Annotated in this window: 14 protein-coding genes; 8 read left to right on the top strand and 6 right to left on the bottom strand. The window is 69.6% G+C overall.

Annotated features, from left to right (window positions below; translation table 11 throughout):
* The first annotated feature begins 96 nt into the window (after positions 1-96).
* From rsmB to VF651_08250, 4 genes are read left to right on the top strand one after another with little or no spacing between them, the layout of a single operon-like run.
* Positions 97-1,416, top strand: a complete 1,320-nt coding sequence (rsmB, locus tag VF651_08265) for a 16S rRNA (cytosine(967)-C(5))-methyltransferase RsmB (GenBank protein ID HEX7965695.1) — start codon at positions 97-99, stop codon at positions 1,414-1,416.
* A gap of 9 nt (positions 1,417-1,425) precedes the next feature.
* Entirely contained in the window at positions 1,426-2,019 is a 594-nt protein-coding gene (locus tag VF651_08260; protein ID HEX7965694.1) for a DUF4390 domain-containing protein, read from the top strand.
* The gene (locus tag VF651_08255; protein HEX7965693.1) at positions 2,016-4,241 is read left to right on the top strand and encodes an ATP-binding protein; all 2,226 of its coding nucleotides are present in this window, start codon (positions 2,016-2,018) and stop codon (positions 4,239-4,241) included. Before VF651_08260 ends, VF651_08255 begins: the two co-directional genes overlap by 4 nt.
* Complete coding sequence (locus tag VF651_08250; GenBank protein ID HEX7965692.1) at positions 4,238-5,611, top strand: sigma-54 dependent transcriptional regulator; 1,374 nt, start codon at positions 4,238-4,240, stop codon at positions 5,609-5,611. Before VF651_08255 ends, VF651_08250 begins: the two co-directional genes overlap by 4 nt.
* 547 nt (positions 5,612-6,158) lie before the next feature.
* On the opposite strand, the gene VF651_08245 is transcribed toward VF651_08250, so the two are convergent.
* The 3 genes from VF651_08245 to VF651_08235 all read right to left on the bottom strand — a co-directional run bounded on the left by VF651_08245 (position 6,159) and on the right by VF651_08235 (position 10,659).
* Positions 6,159-6,713: an SPOR domain-containing protein gene (locus VF651_08245; GenBank protein HEX7965691.1), complete on the bottom strand. Its 555-nt coding sequence runs from the start codon at positions 6,711-6,713 to the stop codon at positions 6,159-6,161.
* Positions 6,714-6,716: 3 nt separating this feature from the next.
* Positions 6,717-8,384, bottom strand: a complete 1,668-nt coding sequence (gene argS, locus VF651_08240) for an arginine--tRNA ligase (protein HEX7965690.1) — start codon at positions 8,382-8,384, stop codon at positions 6,717-6,719.
* A 61-nt stretch (positions 8,385-8,445) separates the two neighbouring features.
* A complete protein-coding gene (locus VF651_08235) occupies positions 8,446-10,659 on the bottom strand; it encodes a primosomal protein N' (protein HEX7965689.1) in 2,214 nt (737 codons plus the stop codon).
* Between the two features lie 159 nt (positions 10,660-10,818).
* Here VF651_08235 and VF651_08230 point away from each other — a divergent pair, with 159 nt between their 5' ends.
* From VF651_08230 to VF651_08215, 4 genes are read left to right on the top strand one after another with little or no spacing between them, the layout of a single operon-like run.
* Positions 10,819-11,418 carry an RNA polymerase sigma factor gene (locus VF651_08230; GenBank protein HEX7965688.1) on the top strand — a complete coding sequence of 200 codons (600 nt, stop codon included), beginning with the start codon at positions 10,819-10,821 and terminating at the stop codon, positions 11,416-11,418.
* Positions 11,415-11,843, top strand: coding sequence for a hypothetical protein (locus VF651_08225; GenBank protein HEX7965687.1), 429 nt, complete (start codon positions 11,415-11,417; stop codon positions 11,841-11,843). Before VF651_08230 ends, VF651_08225 begins: the two co-directional genes overlap by 4 nt.
* Positions 11,840-12,121, top strand: coding sequence for a hypothetical protein (locus tag VF651_08220; protein HEX7965686.1), 282 nt, complete (start codon positions 11,840-11,842; stop codon positions 12,119-12,121). The genes VF651_08225 and VF651_08220 overlap by 4 nt, the downstream gene beginning before the upstream one ends.
* Positions 12,118-12,624, top strand: a complete 507-nt coding sequence (locus tag VF651_08215) for a DUF3106 domain-containing protein (protein HEX7965685.1) — start codon at positions 12,118-12,120, stop codon at positions 12,622-12,624. The genes VF651_08220 and VF651_08215 overlap by 4 nt, the downstream gene beginning before the upstream one ends.
* 44 nt (positions 12,625-12,668) lie before the next feature.
* On the opposite strand, the gene VF651_08210 is transcribed toward VF651_08215, so the two are convergent.
* From VF651_08210 to VF651_08200, 3 genes are read right to left on the bottom strand one after another with little or no spacing between them, the layout of a single operon-like run.
* Positions 12,669-14,063: an NAD(P)(+) transhydrogenase (Re/Si-specific) subunit beta gene (locus VF651_08210; protein HEX7965684.1), complete on the bottom strand. Its 1,395-nt coding sequence runs from the start codon at positions 14,061-14,063 to the stop codon at positions 12,669-12,671.
* Entirely contained in the window at positions 14,060-14,356 is a 297-nt protein-coding gene (locus VF651_08205) for an NAD(P) transhydrogenase subunit alpha (protein ID HEX7965683.1), read from the bottom strand. The genes VF651_08210 and VF651_08205 overlap by 4 nt, the downstream gene beginning before the upstream one ends.
* A 2-nt stretch (positions 14,357-14,358) precedes the next feature.
* Positions 14,359-15,483, bottom strand: a complete 1,125-nt coding sequence (locus VF651_08200; GenBank protein ID HEX7965682.1) for an NAD(P) transhydrogenase subunit alpha — start codon at positions 15,481-15,483, stop codon at positions 14,359-14,361.
* Positions 15,484-15,488: the final 5 nt, after the last annotated feature.

Genomic DNA, 15,488 nt, shown 5'->3' with positions numbered 1-15,488 from the left:
GCTGCGCATCCTGGAACTGCAGCCCGCCGGCGGGCGCGTGCTCTCGGCGGCGGACTTCGCCAATGGCCGCGACCTCGCCGGCGCGCGGTTCGAGTGATGGCCGCGCCGCGCCGCGCCGCCGCCCCCCGCGTGCTCGCGGTGCAGACGCTGCTCGCGGTGCTCAAGGAGGGGCAGACCCTGACCCAGGCCGCCGACCGGGCTGCCGCGGACTGCGCGGATCCTCGCGATGCGGCGCTGGTGAAGGAGCTCTGCTACGGCACGCTGCGCTGGCAGCCGCGCCTCGAAGCCTGGCTCGCGCGGCTGGTGGAGCGCCCGCTCAAGCCCGCCGACCTGGATGTGAAGCTGCTCTTGCTGCTCGGCCTCTACCAGCTCGCCTACCTCCGTGTCCCGCCGCATGCCGCGGTGCAGCAGACGGTGGAAGCCTGCCGCGCGCTGGACAAACCCTGGGCCGTGGGGCTGCTCAACGCGGTGCTGCGCCGCTTCCAGCGCGAGAAGGATGCGCTGGAAACCGCGGTGGCTGACGATCCGGTGGCGCGCTTCGCGCATCCGGGATGGTTCATCGAGGAACTCAAGAAGGACTGGCCGGATCACTGGCAGGCGATGCTGGAGGCGGGCAACACGCGGCCGCCCTTCACGTTGCGGGTGAACCGCCGCCAGGGCAGCCGCGACGATTACCTGGAGGCCCTGGCCGCCGCCGGCATGGCCGCGCGGCCCTGCGCCCATTCCGCCGACGGCGTGGTCCTCGAGAACGCGGTAGACGTGGAGGCGCTGCCGGGTTTCACGGAAGGGAAGGTCTCGGTGCAGGACGAGGGTGCGCAGCTCGCGGTCGGACTATTGGATGTGACTGACGGTATGCGGGTGCTGGACGCCTGCGCCGCTCCCGGCGGCAAGACCTGCCACCTCCTGGAACGGCACACGCCCGCCGCGCTCACGGCGGTGGAGCTCGAGGCGCGCCGCGCTCAGCGCATCCGTGCGAACCTCACGCGCCTCGGGCTCGCGGCGGACCTCAAGGTGGCGGATGCCGCCGAGGTACAGACCTGGTGGGACGGGGCGCCCTACCAACGCATCCTGCTGGACGCGCCCTGCACCGCCAGCGGCGTGGTGCGCCGCCACCCGGACGTGAAGGCACGCCGTACCCCGGCGGAGGTGAGCACCGCCACCGCGCTGCAGGCGCGGCTCCTGGCCGCGCTATGGCCGCTGCTCGCGCCAGGCGGTAAGCTGCTGTACGTCACCTGTTCGGTGTTCCGGCGGGAGAACGCCGCCCAAGTCGCGGCTTTCCTCGCCGCTCACCCGGATGCCGCCGCCCTGCCACTGGACGCGGACTGGGGCGTCGCGAGCGGCGCGGGCCGGCAGGTGCTCACCGGTGAAGGCGGGATGGATGGCTTCTACTATGCCTGTCTCGAGAAGCGCGGCTGAGGCGGCGGCATGACGCACCCCACGGCCCTCAGGCGCTTCGCCGGTCTCGGCCTCGGGGCGCTGCTCGCGTTGGGCCTCGCCGGCGCCGCGCACGCTGAAGCCGGTGAGGAGCCGGGCTTCGTGATCCGCACCGCCTACACCGAGCTCGTGAACGGCGTGTACTACCTCAACGCCGACGTGGGCATGAACCTCTCCGACGATGCCGTGAACGCGCTCGAGAACGGCCTGCCGCTCACGGTGGAGCTGCAGATAGAGGTGATCAAGCACCGCACCTGGTGGACCAACCAGCAGGCCGCTTACCTCGAGCAGCGCTACCAGATCAGCTACCACGAACTCAGCCGCCGCTTCATCGTCACCAACCTCAACAGCGGCGGGCAGCAGAGCTACCCAACCTACCGGGAAGCCATCACCGACCTGGGGCAGGTGAGCGACCTGCCGGTGATCGACGCGAACCTGCTGGACCCGGAGGGCCGCTACAACATCCGCATGCGCGCGGTGCTGGACGTGAAGAGCTTCCCCGGTCCGCTGCAGCTCATCGCGTCCCTGTTCAAGGGCTGGGACCTGTCGAGCGACTGGTACCAGTGGGTGCTGGTGTCGCCATGAAGCGTTACGGCGTCTTCTTCCTGATGGGCTTCGGCATGATCGTCATGCTGGCCTCGCTCATCACGCTGGCCCGGAGCACCTCGAACTCCGCGAGCTTCGAGAGCATGCACGTGTGGCTGGTGTTCCTGAACGCGGGCGCCGCGGTCGCGCTCTTCATCGTCATCGGCTACAACCTCACGCGCCTCCTGCTGCAGCGCGCCCGCAACGTGGCAGGGTCGCGCCTCACGCTGCGCCTGGTCGGCACCTTCAGCCTGCTCGCGATCATGCCGGTGGTGCTGGTGTACTACTTCTCCTACCAGTTCATCAGCCGTGGCATCGACAGCTGGTTCGACGTGCGCATCGAGAGCGCGCTGGGCGATGCCATGGAGCTGTCGCGCACCGCGCTCGACATGCGCGTGCGCGACCTCTTGGTGCGCACCGAGCGCATGGCCCGCACCCTGGCGGTGACCGACACGCGCCAGGCCTCGTACCAACTCGACCAGCTGCGCCGCTTGAATGGCGCCAGCGAGCTCACGCTCCTCGGCGGCTTCAACAACCGCATCATCGCCACCAGTTCCTCGACTCCCGGCAGCCTGCTGCCGGACATGCCCGGCCCCGAGGTGCTGGTGCAGGTGCGCTCCGGCAACGAGTACGTGGGCCTGGACCCGGTGGGCGAGGGCGGGCTGCACATCCGCGCGGTGGTACCCGTGCCCGTGCCGGGCGGCGCATGGTGGAACCGCCAGAGCCTGCAGGCGCTCTACCCCGTGGGCGGCGAGCAGAGCGGGCTCGCGAACCGCGTGCAGCAGGCCTACTCGCACTATCGCGAGCTCACGGTGCTGCGCGGGCCGCTGAAGCTCATGTTCAACCTCACGCTGCTCCTGGTGCTGCTCTTGTCGGTGCTGATGGCGGTGTGGGGCGCGTTCGTGGCCGCCCGCACCCTGGTGGCGCCGATCCAGGATCTCGTCGAAGGCACCCGCGCCGTGGCGCGGGGCGACTTCACCACGCGCCTGCCGCTGCCCTCGCGCGACGAGGTGGGCTACCTGGTGTCGTCCTTCAACGAGATGACCCAGCGCCTGGCGGAAGCCCGCGAGGCCGCCCGCAAGAGCCGCGAGCAGGTGGAGAACGAGCGCAGCTACCTGGGCGCCGTGCTCACGCGGCTGTCCTCCGGCGTGATCTCGTTCAACGCCGCGCTGGTGCTCAAGACCGCGAACCCCGCCGCCAGCGCGATCCTGGAGACCGACCTGCACCAGCACATGGGCCGCTCGCTGGTGGGCCTGGGCCAGGAGGACACGCTGCTCGGCCAGTTCGTGGCCGCCTGCCGCCGTCACCTCGACGCAGACGACAAGGAGTGGCGCGAGGAGATGGTGCTGAACAGCCCGGGCGGCAGGCGCATCTTCATGGTGAGCTGCGCCATGCTGCCCTCCACAGGCGAGGTGCCGGCAGGCCGGGTGGTGGTGTTCGACGACCTGACGCTGCTCCTGGAGGCCCAGCGCGACGCCGCCTGGGGCGAGGTGGCACGCCGCCTGGCTCATGAGATCAAGAACCCGCTCACCCCCATCCAGCTCGCCGCCGAGCGCATGCGCCGGCGCTACCTGGCTGAGCTCAAGGGCGAGGACGCGGACGTGCTGGACCGCTCCACCAACACCATCGTGCAGCAGGTGGAGGCCATGAAGTCCATGGTCAACGCCTTCAGCGAGTACGCGCGCGCGCCGCTGCTGGAGATGTCCGCCTTCGACCTCAACGCGCTGGTGCGCGAGGTCACCGACCTCTACCGCACCCGTGACTGGCACATGCAGGTGGAACTGGAACTGGACCCGGCGCTGCCCCCGTTGCGCGCGGACCTCGGCAGGGTGCGCCAGATCCTGCACAACCTGCTCAAGAACGCGCACGAGGCGCTGGAGGGCCGCAAGGACGGCCGCGCGCGCATCGCCACCCACTACTTCCGGCGCGGTGCCGAGGAGATGGCCGAGATGACCGTGGAAGACAACGGGCCGGGCTTCGACCCCGGCATCCTGGGCAAGGCCTTCGAGCCCTACGTCACCAGCAAGCCCAAGGGCACGGGCCTGGGGCTCGCGATCGTGAAGAAGCTGGCCGAGGAGCACGGCGGGAGCATCCGCGTGCAGAACCGCGCCGAGGGCGGAGCGCAGATCGTGATCCGCCTGCCCATCAACGAACACACCCGCGGCCACGCGCTGCTGGGCAACGGAGAACGCCGCAGCGGCGGCAGGAGGGAGGCGAAATGAGAGCCTCGCAGATACTCGTGGTGGACGACGAGGCGGACATCCGCGGAATGGTCCAGGAGATCCTCACCGAGGAAGGCTACGAGGTGCGCACCGCCGGCAACGCCGCCGAGGCGCGCGCCGCGCGGGCCCATGCCGAGCCGGACCTGATGCTGCTCGACATCTGGATGCCGGACATGGACGGCATCAGCCTGCTGCGCGAATGGACCCGCGACGGGGCGCTCGCCTTCCCGGTGGTGATGATGTCCGGCCACGGCACAGTGGAGACCGCGGTGGAGGCCACCCGCCTCGGTGCCGTCGACTTCGTGGAGAAGCCGCTGTCGCTGGCGAAGCTCCTGCGCACCGTGGAACAGGCGGTGGAGAGCGGCAAGCAGAAGCGCAGCCGTCATGGCGGAGGCAGCCGGCCGGCGCTGGAGCCCGTCGGCAAGAGCCGCGCCATGCAGACCCTGCGCGACCAGCTGCGGCGGCTCGCACCGCACGAGGCCTCGGTGATGCTGGTGGGCGAGCCCGGCTCCGGCCGCGAGACCCTGGCGCGCTACCTGCACGCCATGGGACCGCGCGCCGCGGGGCCGTTCGTCTCCGTCTCGCTCGCCGGCCTGCAGCTGCGCGACGTGCTGGAGTCCCTGTGCGGGCGCGAGGGCGCCGAGTCGCCCGGCTGCTTCGAGCAGGCCCGCGGCGGCACCCTGTTCCTGGGCGACCTCTCGGACCTGCACGACGAGGCCCAGGCCGCGCTCACCGGGGTGCTGGAGCAGGGCGCGTTCACCCGCGTCGGCAGCCAGACCGCCCGCACCCTCGACGTGCGGCTCATCTCCGCCGCCGAGCCGCGCATCGAGTCGCAGCTCGACCAGGGGTTGTTCCGCCGCGACCTGCACAACCGCCTGGCGGCGGTGATAGTGCGGGTGCCGCCGGTGCGCGAGTACCGGGAGGACGTGCCGGACCTCCTGCGCTACTTCACGGACCACCTGGTGGACAGCCTGGACCTCAAGTACCGGCGCTTCAGCGTCGCGGCCCAGAACCGCCTGCGCAACTACCCCTGGCCCGGCAACCTCGGCGAGCTCTCGAACCTGGTGCAGCGGGTGCTGATGCTCGGAGGCGACGGCGAGGTGACGCTGGAGGAGGTGGAGCAGGCCATCGCGCCGCTCTCCACCGGCGACCACGAGGCGCTCATCAAGCAGGACATCCTGGCCATGCCGCTGCGCGAGGCGCGCGAGCACTTCGAGCGCGCTTACCTCGAGCAGCAGCTGCAGCTCTGCGGCGGCAAGGTGGGCAAGCTCGCGGAGCGCGTCGGAATGGAGCGCACGCACCTCTACCGCAAGCTCAACTCGCTGGGGATCGATTTCCGTCAGTTGGGCGGGGAAGACGGCGAAGGGTGATTCGCGGAATCGACATCCCTGTCCAAACCGTTCCGGCCCCTCCTGGGGCCGGGTTACTTTTGGCGCGCCAAAAGTAACCAAAAGCGCCCACCCGGAGCGCGGGCCGTGGAAGCCACGGCTTCCCTGCGCTTCTCGCTCGCTGCGCAGCTTCACACACGAGGCGTCCCTGCCTCGCGTGTGAAGGCGCCGCCGTCCTGGCGGCGCCCTTCGGCTTGGCTTGCTCGCTGCGATGCTCGGCGCGCGCTACGGGGCAAGAGGAAGAGACGCGAGTTCTTCCCACCCCCTTAGGTGCCGCCGAGCACCGCAGCGAACAAGGTCGGCCCGCAGGGACGAAGCCAGGGAGGGCGAGTCCGCGCGAAGGGCCAGGGAAGGCCCGTGAGCGCGGCCCCGCAGTGAGCAAGGAGCACAGGGTACCGCGAAGCGGCGGCACCTCGGGGGCGCCCTTTCTTTTCGCCCCTTTTCTTTGGGCGAGCAAAGAAAAGGGGCCCGTGTGCGCGGCGGAACGCGCCCTCTTGATCAAATCGCTGCCGAAGGCAGCACAATGGATTTATTGCTTGATGACGAGAGGCTCGATGTGGTCATCGGCCAATTTGGCGCGGATGGAGTTGAGCTCTTTCAGGTCCTTGATGGGCCCGATGCGCACCCGGTTCCAGGTGGACCCGTTGTTGACCTGCACTTGCTGGATGCTGGACTCGATGCCCTGCAGCGCCAGCGTCGCTTTCATCTTGTCCGCGTCGGCGTAGTTCGGGAACGAGCCCACCTGCAGGACGTAGCTGCCGGGCTGGCTCACGGGCGTCGCCGGGCTGCCTGACTTCACTTCCTTGTCCTGCCCCGGTATCACCACCTGGAAGGACGGCAGCATCTTGTAGAAGTCATAGTGGGGCGCGGTGGAGGCGGCAGGGGCCTTCACCACCGTCGCCGCGGCCGGCGGCTTGGCGCGCTTGCCGGCTTCCATCTCCGCCTTCCACAGCACCGGGCCGCCCTTGATGATCAGGATGGTGGCGACGATGCCCAGGAGGAACCAGCCCCAGCCCGGGAAGCCGCCGGACTTCTTCTTCGGCTTGTCCTTCGGCTTGGGCGAGTTTTTGTAGTCCTTGGCCATGGGCTACATGCTATCCGGAGCCGACACGCCCAACAACGCGAGGCCGTTGCGCAGCACCTGCCGGGTGGCGTGGGCGAGTGTCAGGCGCGCGTCCTTGAGGTCCGCATCGTCCACCAGGAACGGGCAGTTGTCATAGAAGCCGTGGAAGGCGGCGGCCAGCTCGCGCAGGTATTGGGCCATGAGGTGCGGCTCCAGGCTGCGGGCGGCGGTCTCCAGGAGCTCCGGGTAGCGCGAGAGCTCGGTCATGAGCGCCTGCTCGTGCACGCCGTCCAGGCGTGCGGCCTTGGCGAGGCCGTTCGACTGGTCGAACCCGATCTTCTTCTCCGCGCGCTGGCGTTCCACGCTCATGATCCGGGCGTGGGCGTACTGGATGTAGAAAACGGGGTTGTCGTTGCTCTTGGAGGTCGCCAGGTCCACGTCGAAGGTGAGCTGGGAGTCGGACTTGCGCGCGATCAGGAAGTAGCGCGTGGCGTCCTTGCTGGCCATGTCGATGAGGTCGCGCAGCGTCACGTAGCTGCCGGCGCGCTTGGAGAGCTTCACTTCCTCGCCGCCCTTCATCACCGTCACCATCTGGTGCAGCACGTACTCGGGCCAGCCCTTCGGGATGCCCATGTCCAGCGCCTGCAGGCCGATCTTCACGCGGGTGGTGGTGGAGTGGTGGTCGGCGCCGTGCTCGTCGATGACGCGGTGGAAGCCGCGCTGCCACTTCTGCACGTGGTATGCCACGTCCGGCAGGAAGTAGGTGTAGCTGCCGTCGGACTTGCGCATGACCCGATCCTTGTCGTCGCCGAAGTCCGTGGTCTTCAGCCAGAGCGCGCCGTCCTTCTCATAGGTGTGGCCGTGCTTGACCAGCTCCTGCGCCGTCTCCTCCACCTTGCCTCCGCTATAGAGGGAGGACTCGAGGAAGTACACGTCGAACTTCACGCCGAAGGCCTTCAGGTCCAGATCCTGCTCGCGGCGCAGGTAAGCCACCGCGAACTCGCGGATGGCGGCGAGGTCCTTCGGGTCCCCCTTCGCCACCACGTCCCGGTCGTCCGCGTGGGCCGTCTCTTTCGCCAGATATGCCTTCGCCACGTCCTTGATGTATTCGCCCCGGTAGCCGTCCTCCGGCCAGCCGGGCTGGTCGGGGTCCGTGCCCTGGCAGCGCGCCTGCACTGACTTCGCCAGGTTATCGATCTGGGCGCCAGCGTCGTTGTAGTAGAACTCGCGGCACACGGACCAGCCGGTGGCCTCCAGGAGACGCGCCACGCTGTCGCCCACGGCGCCGCCGCGGCCGTGGCCCACGTGCAGGGGGCCGGTCGGGTTCGCCGAGACGAACTCGATCATCACCTTGGCACCGCCGCCGGAATCGTTGGTGCCGTACTTCTCGCCTTGACCAAGGATCGTCTTCAGTTCCGCATGGTAGGCGGTGGGTGCCAGGAAGAAGTTGATGAAGCCGGGACCGGCGATCTCGGTCTTCGCCACGAGGTCGTTCTTCGGCAGTGCCTTGATGACCTCCTCGGCGAAGTCGCGGGGCTTCTTGCCGGCGGTCTTGGACAGCGCCAGCGCCACGTTGGTGGCGAAGTCGCCGTGCTTGCGGTCGCGGGTGCGCTCCACCAGCGGACCATTAGGCGCGGTCTGGCCCAGGGACTTCAGGGTGTCGCGGAGGAGGGCTTCGAGCGCGTGTTTCAAGGAGCTGCACCTATGAGTGAGGCGCAGATTTTACCGGACTGTCTAGCGTAGCTATACAGCTTCAATCGAGACTGATGGGATCCACGTCTACGGACCAGCGCACGCGCCGGGCGGGCTTGAGCTGGTCCAGTTCCGGCAACGCGGCCGCCAGGAGCTTCTGCAACGGTCCGCGCTGGCCGGCCTGCAGGAGCAGGTGGGCCCGGTAGCGGCCTGCCCGCCGTTCCATGGGCGCGGGAGCCGGTCCCAGCAACTGCACGCCGGGAGCGCGCCGCGCGGCAAACAGCTCCCGGGCGGCCTCCAGGAAGGCCGTGGGGGCGGCCTGGGCCGGGGCCTCGGCCCTGAGCAGTACGAAGGCGGCATAGGGCGGCAAGGCCGCCAGGCGCCGCTCGTCCAGCGCCGCCGCAGCGAAGCTGCCGTAGCCCTCCCGCACCAGGTGCTGCAGCAGGGGATGGTCCGGCTGGTGGGTCTGGATCAGCACTTCGCCTGTGCGTTCGGCGCGGCCCGCGCGGCCCGCCACCTGGATGATGAGCTGGGCCATGCGCTCGCTGGCGCGGAAGTCCGCGCTGAAGAGTCCCTGGTCTGCGTCCAGCACGCCCACCAGCGTCACGTTCGGGAAGTCGTGGCCCTTGGCCAGCATCTGCGTGCCTACCAGCAGCCGCCGTTCGCCGCGCTGCACTTCGTCCAGGATCTTCTCCATGCTGCCCTTGCGGCGGGTGCTGTCGCGGTCCACGCGTGTCACGCCCGCCTCCGGGAAGAGTTCCGTGAGCGCCTGCTCGATGCGCTCGGTGCCCTGGCCGAAGGCGCCGAAGGACTCGCTGCCGCAATGGCTGCATCGCCTGGGGACGGGCCGTTCTGCGCCGCAGTGGTGGCAGACGAGACGCCGGTCGCCGTGCAGCGTCATGCGCGCGTCGCAGCGCTTGCAGGCTTCCGGCGTGCCGCAGTCGTGGCACATGAGGGTGGGCGCGTAGCCGCGGCGGTTCAGGAACAGCAGCACCTGGCCGCCGGCGCCGAGATGGCGCTTCACCGCGTCCAGCAGGATGTCGGAGAGGCCTTCCACCAGGGGCCGGCTGCGGATGTCCAGCAGCCTCAGGCTGGGGTGGCGTGCGCTGCCGGCGCGCTCGGGAAGCTCGAGGCGCGTGTAGCGACCCTGGGCGGCGTTGTGCAGCGACTCCAGGGAAGGCGTGGCGGTGCCCAGGATCACGGGGATGGATGCGCGCTGCGCGCGCACCACCGCGAGGTCCCGGGCCGAGTAGCGGAAGCCCTCCTGCTGCTTGAAGGAGGCGTCGTGCTCCTCGTCCACCACGATGAGGCCGGGGGATCTCAGCGGCAGCCAGGCGGCGGAGCGGGTGCCTACGATCACCCGCGCGCGCCCGTCCCGGGCAGCAAGCCAGGTGGCCAGGCGCTCGCTGTCATTGAGGCCCGAGTGATAGGCCGCCACCTCACCGAAGCGGGCGCGGAAGCGCGCGAGGGTCTGGGGCGTGAGGTTGATCTCCGGCAAGAGCACCAGCGCCTGGCGTCCACCCGCCACCGCGGCGGCGATGGCCGCGAGATATACCTCGGTCTTGCCGCTGCCGGTGACACCGTCCAGCAGGAAGGCCTGATAGCCGCCGAGCGCGGCGATGACGGCGTCCGCCGCCGCCTGCTGGGCGGGGTTCAGCGGCGCGCCCTCCATCACCGGCAGCGGGATGTCCGCCTCCAGTGCCGCGGCATGGCGGGACGCATCCTCGATCCACCCGCGCTTGAGCATGGCCTTCACCGCGGCGGCGGCCTGGGGCAGCTCCTCCGTGAGGCGGGGCCCTTCGAGGCCATCCGGATGGCGCTGCAGCAGGGCATGGAGCGCGCGCTGCTTGGGCGCGCGCCTGAGTTCCGCGACATCGCCGGCGAGGCCCGCCTGGGTGAGCCGCCAGCGGGGTGCGGCGGGAAGCTCTGCCGGCTTGCCTTGGCGCAAGGCCACCGGCATGAGCGCCTGCATCACCTCGCCGATGGGGTGGCGGTAATAGTCTGCGGCCCAGCGGGCCAGCGCCAGCATCTCCGGCGGCAGCACCGCCGCCGCGTCCAGGAGCTTGCGTGCCGCCTTGAGCTTGCCCGCGGGCACCGCGCTGCTGGCGGTGGTCTCCAGGAGCACGCCCACCACCTCGCGCCGGCCGAACGGAAGCTTCAGGCGCACGCCTGGCTGGAGCTGGACGGCATCCGCGTCCGGCGGCGGCAGGTAGTCGAAGTCACGGTACAGCGGCGAGGGCACCGCTACCTTGAGATAGAGCGGCGCGCGCTTCATGGCGGCAGGTTATCCACAGAATTTGTGGATAAGTGTGTGGATGAAGGACGGGCGCATGCTATTCGCGCGCGCACGTCGAGCACATGTGTCGGTTTGACGAAAATTTGTCCGTCCGGCTGGGGCATAGGAGGGTCGCGCGGCCTGCGGCGAGGCCTCCGCATGATAACCTTTCGCCGAGGGCGCCAGGGCGCCCGGCACGCGAGACCCCACCTGGATACCGCCCAAGAACTCAACCGCTTCCTCGCCGACGTGGAGCGCCGCGCCTTCCGTATCGCCCAGCTCGGGCTGCGCAGCGTGGAGGATGCCCAGGACGCGGTACAGGACGCCATGTACCAGCTCGCCCGGCGTTACGCAGACCGCCCGGCGGCGGAGTGGACGCCCCTCTTCTATAAGATCCTGCAGAGCCGCATCCGTGACATCCAGCGCCGCCGCGCCGTGCGCAACCGGGTGCTGTCCTTCTTCGGCGGCCAGAAGGAGGACGGGGAAGACGAGATGCCGGATCCGATCGCCTCGGCGCCCGATCCGGCGGGGAGGGACCCCTCCGAGCAGGTGGCCCAAGGGGCGGCCATGACGGCGCTCGAAGAGGCCCTGGGAGAGCTCCCCACGCGTCAACGGGAAGCCTTCATGCTGCGTATATTGGAAGGCCTGGACGTCGAGCAGACGGCGAAGGCCATGGGCTGCTCCGAGGGCAGCGTCAAGACCCATCTGTCGCGGGCGGTACACAGCCTGCGGAAGACGCTGGGGGAACACTGGTCATGAACAAGCAGGATATGGACGACATCTTCACGCAGCGGGCCCGGGAGCGGTTCCTGGCGAGCACCGCCGGACTGGACCCGAAGGTGTTGGCGCGCCTGTCCGAGTCGCGCCGCCGGGCCGTGGACGCCGTCGGTGCGCACCGCAGCCCCGCCTGGGGCTGGCGCATCCCGGCGGGAGCCGTGGCGCTGGCCTTCGTGGCGGTGGTGGGTGGCGCCCTCTGGATGAGCGGCAGCGGGCCGGGCCCTTCGGCCCCGTTCAGCGCCGCCAACACCGACGCCCCCCTGATCGAGACCCAGGACAACCTGGACATGTACGCAGACCTGGATTTCTACCAGTGGATGGAGACCCAGGACCAGCCGGTGGCGGCGCCGGACTCCGACACCGTGGACGACGTGGATGATGAAGATGACGACGGGGTGGGCGGATGAAGCGCCTGCGTCTCGCGTCGCTGCTGTTGCCGCTGGCCCTCGGTGCCGGTGCCCTCCAGGCCAAGGATGAACCGCCGCTGCCGACGGACCCGCTGGTGCTGGACTTCATGGCCGACTGGCAGGACGACTCCGGCCAGTGGGTGGATCCCATGACCTTCGCCCGCATCGACCCCGCCAAGGTGCGCACCGAGGCGGAGCGCCGCCGCGACAAGCCCCGTCCGCCCGCCGCGGGCAGCGAGACGCCGCCCTCCGGCGCCGGACGCGCCGCCGTCCGATGAAGCACGCACCCGCCATCCTTCTGCTCGCCGGCCTGTGGGCCGGTGGCGCCGCCGCCGGCCCGGCGCCGGTCGCGGCCACGCATGCGGCGCCGGTCCCGTGGGAGGCGCTTACGCCCGCCGAGCAGCAGGTGCTGGGCTACGACAAGGACAAGTGGTCGAGCCTGCCGGCGGCGCGCCAGCACAAGCTCAAGACCGCCGCCGACCGCTGGGAGAAGATGAGCCCCCAGGAGCGGGAGCGCTTCCGCCAGCGCCTGCAGCGCTGGCAACAGCTCACGCCGGACGAGCGCGCGCGCCTGCGCCAGCGTTATGAGAACTTCCAGAAGCTGCCGCCGGACGAGCAGCAGCACATCCGCGCCATGTTCGACAAGTACCAGCGCATGACGCCCGAGCAGCGCCAGAAGCTGCGCGAACGCTGGAAGAACATGACGCCGGAGCAGCGCCAGCAGCTCAAGGACAAGATGCGATCGCACCCGCAGGCGCCCCAGAACCCGCCACCGAAATAAAAAACCCGCCTCTCAGCGGGTTTTTTCATCTACTCGCTTTCAGCTCAATCCAATGTCTTGATGCCGTGGATCAGCTTAGCGACGGCCTCCTGGCCGTCGCCGTAGAGCATGCGCGTGTTGTCCATGTAGAACAGCGCGTTCTCGATGCCCGAGAAGCCGCGGCCCTGGCCGCGCTTGATCACGATCACGTTCTTGGCCTTGTCCGCGTCCAGGATCGGCATGCCGTAGATGGGGCTGTCCTTGCGGTTGCGCGCGTCCGGGTTCACCACGTCGTTGGCGCCGATGATGAGCGCCACGTCCGCGGTGGGGAACTCGGCGTTGATCTCGTCCAGGTCCGCGATGATGTCGTAGGGCACGCCGGCCTCGGCCAGCAGCACGTTCATGTGCCCCGGCATGCGGCCCGCCACCGGGTGGATCGCGAACTTCACGGTCACGCCGCGGGACTGCAGCAGCTGTGTCAGCTCCCACACCTTGTGCTGGGCCTGGGCCACCGCCATGCCATAGCCGGGCACGATGATGACCTTGGCGCCGTAGGCCATCATCACGCCCGCGTCGGCGGCGTCGATGGGCTTGAGGCTGCCCGTCACCTCGCCGCCCGCGGCGGCAGTCTCGCCGAAGTTCGAGAACAGCACGTTGCCGATGGAGCGGTTCATGGCCTTGGCCATGAGCTGGGTGAGCAGGGTGCCGGCCGAGCCCACCACCGTGCCGGCGATGATCATGGCGGCGTTCTGCAGCACGAAACCCTCGAAACCCACCGCGAGGCCCGTGAAGGCGTTGTAGAGGGAGATCACCACCGGCATGTCGGCGCCGCCGATGGGCACCGTCATGAGCACGCCGAACAGCAGCGCCAGCACGAAGAACGCCACCACCGTGCCGGGGCCGTCGCTGTAGCCGAGCGCCAGCGCCGCGCCGTGGCCGAGCGCCAGCAGGAACACCAGGCCGTTCACGAGCTGCTGGCCCTTGAAGCGCAGCGAGCGGTTGATGAGGCCCTGCAGCTTGGCGAAGGCGATGAGGCTGCCGCTGAAGGACACCGCGCCGATGAGCGCGCCGGCCACCGCCAGCACCACCGCCGCGCGGGACAGGCCCGCCGGGTGCAGCAGCTCCGCGGCGGCGATGGCGGCGGCCGCGCCGCCACCCATGCCGTTGTAGAGCGCCACCATCTGCGGCATGGCGGTCATGGCCACGCGCTTGCCGCTCCACCAGGCGGCGATGCCGCCCACCAGGATGCCGGCCAGCATCAGCCCGAAGTTGTGCAGGCCCGGATACAGGAAGGTGATGAGCGTGGCGACGAGCATGCCCACGCCCGCCCACACGATGCCGCCCCGCGCGCCCTTGGGGGAGCTCATGCGCTTGAGGCCCAGGATGAACAGGAGCGCCGCCAGGAAGTAGGCGGCCTGGATCAGGTCGTCGGTGACCTGGGCGGAGAAGGGCAGCGTCATGGCTTGGCCTTCTTGCCGCTGTCCTTGAACATCTCCAGCATGCGCTCGGTGACGACGTAGCCGCCCACCGCGTTGCCGGCGGCGAGCGCCACGCCGAGGAAGCCGATCACCTGCTCCACCGGGCCCTCGGCGGCGCCCAAGGCCACCATGGCGCCCACCAGCACGATGCCGTGCACGAAGTTTGAACCGGACATGAGCGGCGTGTGCAGGATCACCGGCACCCGCGAGATGACCTCGTAGCCGGTGAAGCCGGCGAGCATGAAGATGTATAGGGCGATGAAGCCGTCGATCATGGTCAGGCTCCCTCGACTAACTTTCTGGTGGGTTCGTGCATGATCTTCCCGTCGTGAGTGACCACGCTCTTGGCGTAGACCTCGTCGTTCCAGTCGATGGCGAGCCTGCTGTCCTTGACGAGTGGCGTGAAGAAGTTGAGCAGGTTGCGGGCGTACATGTCGCTGGCGTGCTCCGCCAGGAGGCTCGGCAGATTCAAGGGACCCGAGACCAGCACGTGGCCATGCTTGAAGTCCTCGCCGGGGCGGGTCAGCTCGCAGTTGCCGCCAGTCTCGGCGGCGAGGTCGATGATCACCGCGCCGGGCTTCATGGCTTCCACCATGGCGCGGGTGACGATCTTCGGGGCGGGCCGGCCTGGGATCGCGGCGGTGGTGATCACCGCATCGGCCAAAGCCACGTGCTTGGCCAGCGCGTCCTGCTGCTTCTGCTTCTCCTCGGCGGTGAGCTCGCGGGCATAGCCGCCCGTGCCTTCCGCCGAGACGCCGGTGTCCACGAACTTCGCGCCGAGCGACTCCACCTGCTCGCGCGCGGCGGCGCGCACGTCGTAGCCCTCCACCATGGCGCCGAGGCGGCGCGCGGTGGCGATGGCCTGCAGGCCCGCGACGCCCGCGCCCACCACCAGCACCTTGGCGGGACGGATGGTGCCGGCGGCGGTGGTGAGCATGGGGAAGAAGCGGCCGAGCTTCTCCGCGGCCAGCAGCGCCGCCTTGTAGCCGGCAGCGGCGGCCTGGGAGGAGAGCGCGTCCATGGCTTGGGCGCGGGAGATGCGCGGCACCAGCTCCATGGCGAACGAAGTCACACGCGCATCACGCAGCGCCTTGATGCGGTCGGGGTCCTTGTGCGGGCTGAGGAACGACACCAGCACCGCGCCCGCGCGCAGGCGCGCAGCCTCGGCGGCGGAGGGCGGCGTCACACGGAACACGGCATCGGCCTGCGGGATCGCGTCCTGGGCCTTCGCGGTGCGGACGTCCGGGAACAGGCTGTCCGGGAACCCGGCGGCCTCGCCGGCGCCCGGTTCCAGCGTCACCTCCACTCCCAGGCCCTTGAGCTTGGCCGCCACCGGCGGACACAGGGCCACGCGGCGTTCCAGGCCAGCGTGTTCCAAGGGCACGAAAAGCTTGATGGCCATGGCTT

This window comes from Gammaproteobacteria bacterium (genome assembly GCA_036383255.1).
Classification (GTDB): Bacteria; Pseudomonadota; Gammaproteobacteria; order Natronospirales; family REEB76; genus DASUBN01.
Note: the sequence above shows the minus strand (reverse complement) of the source record. Positions and strands in the feature narration are given on the sequence as shown.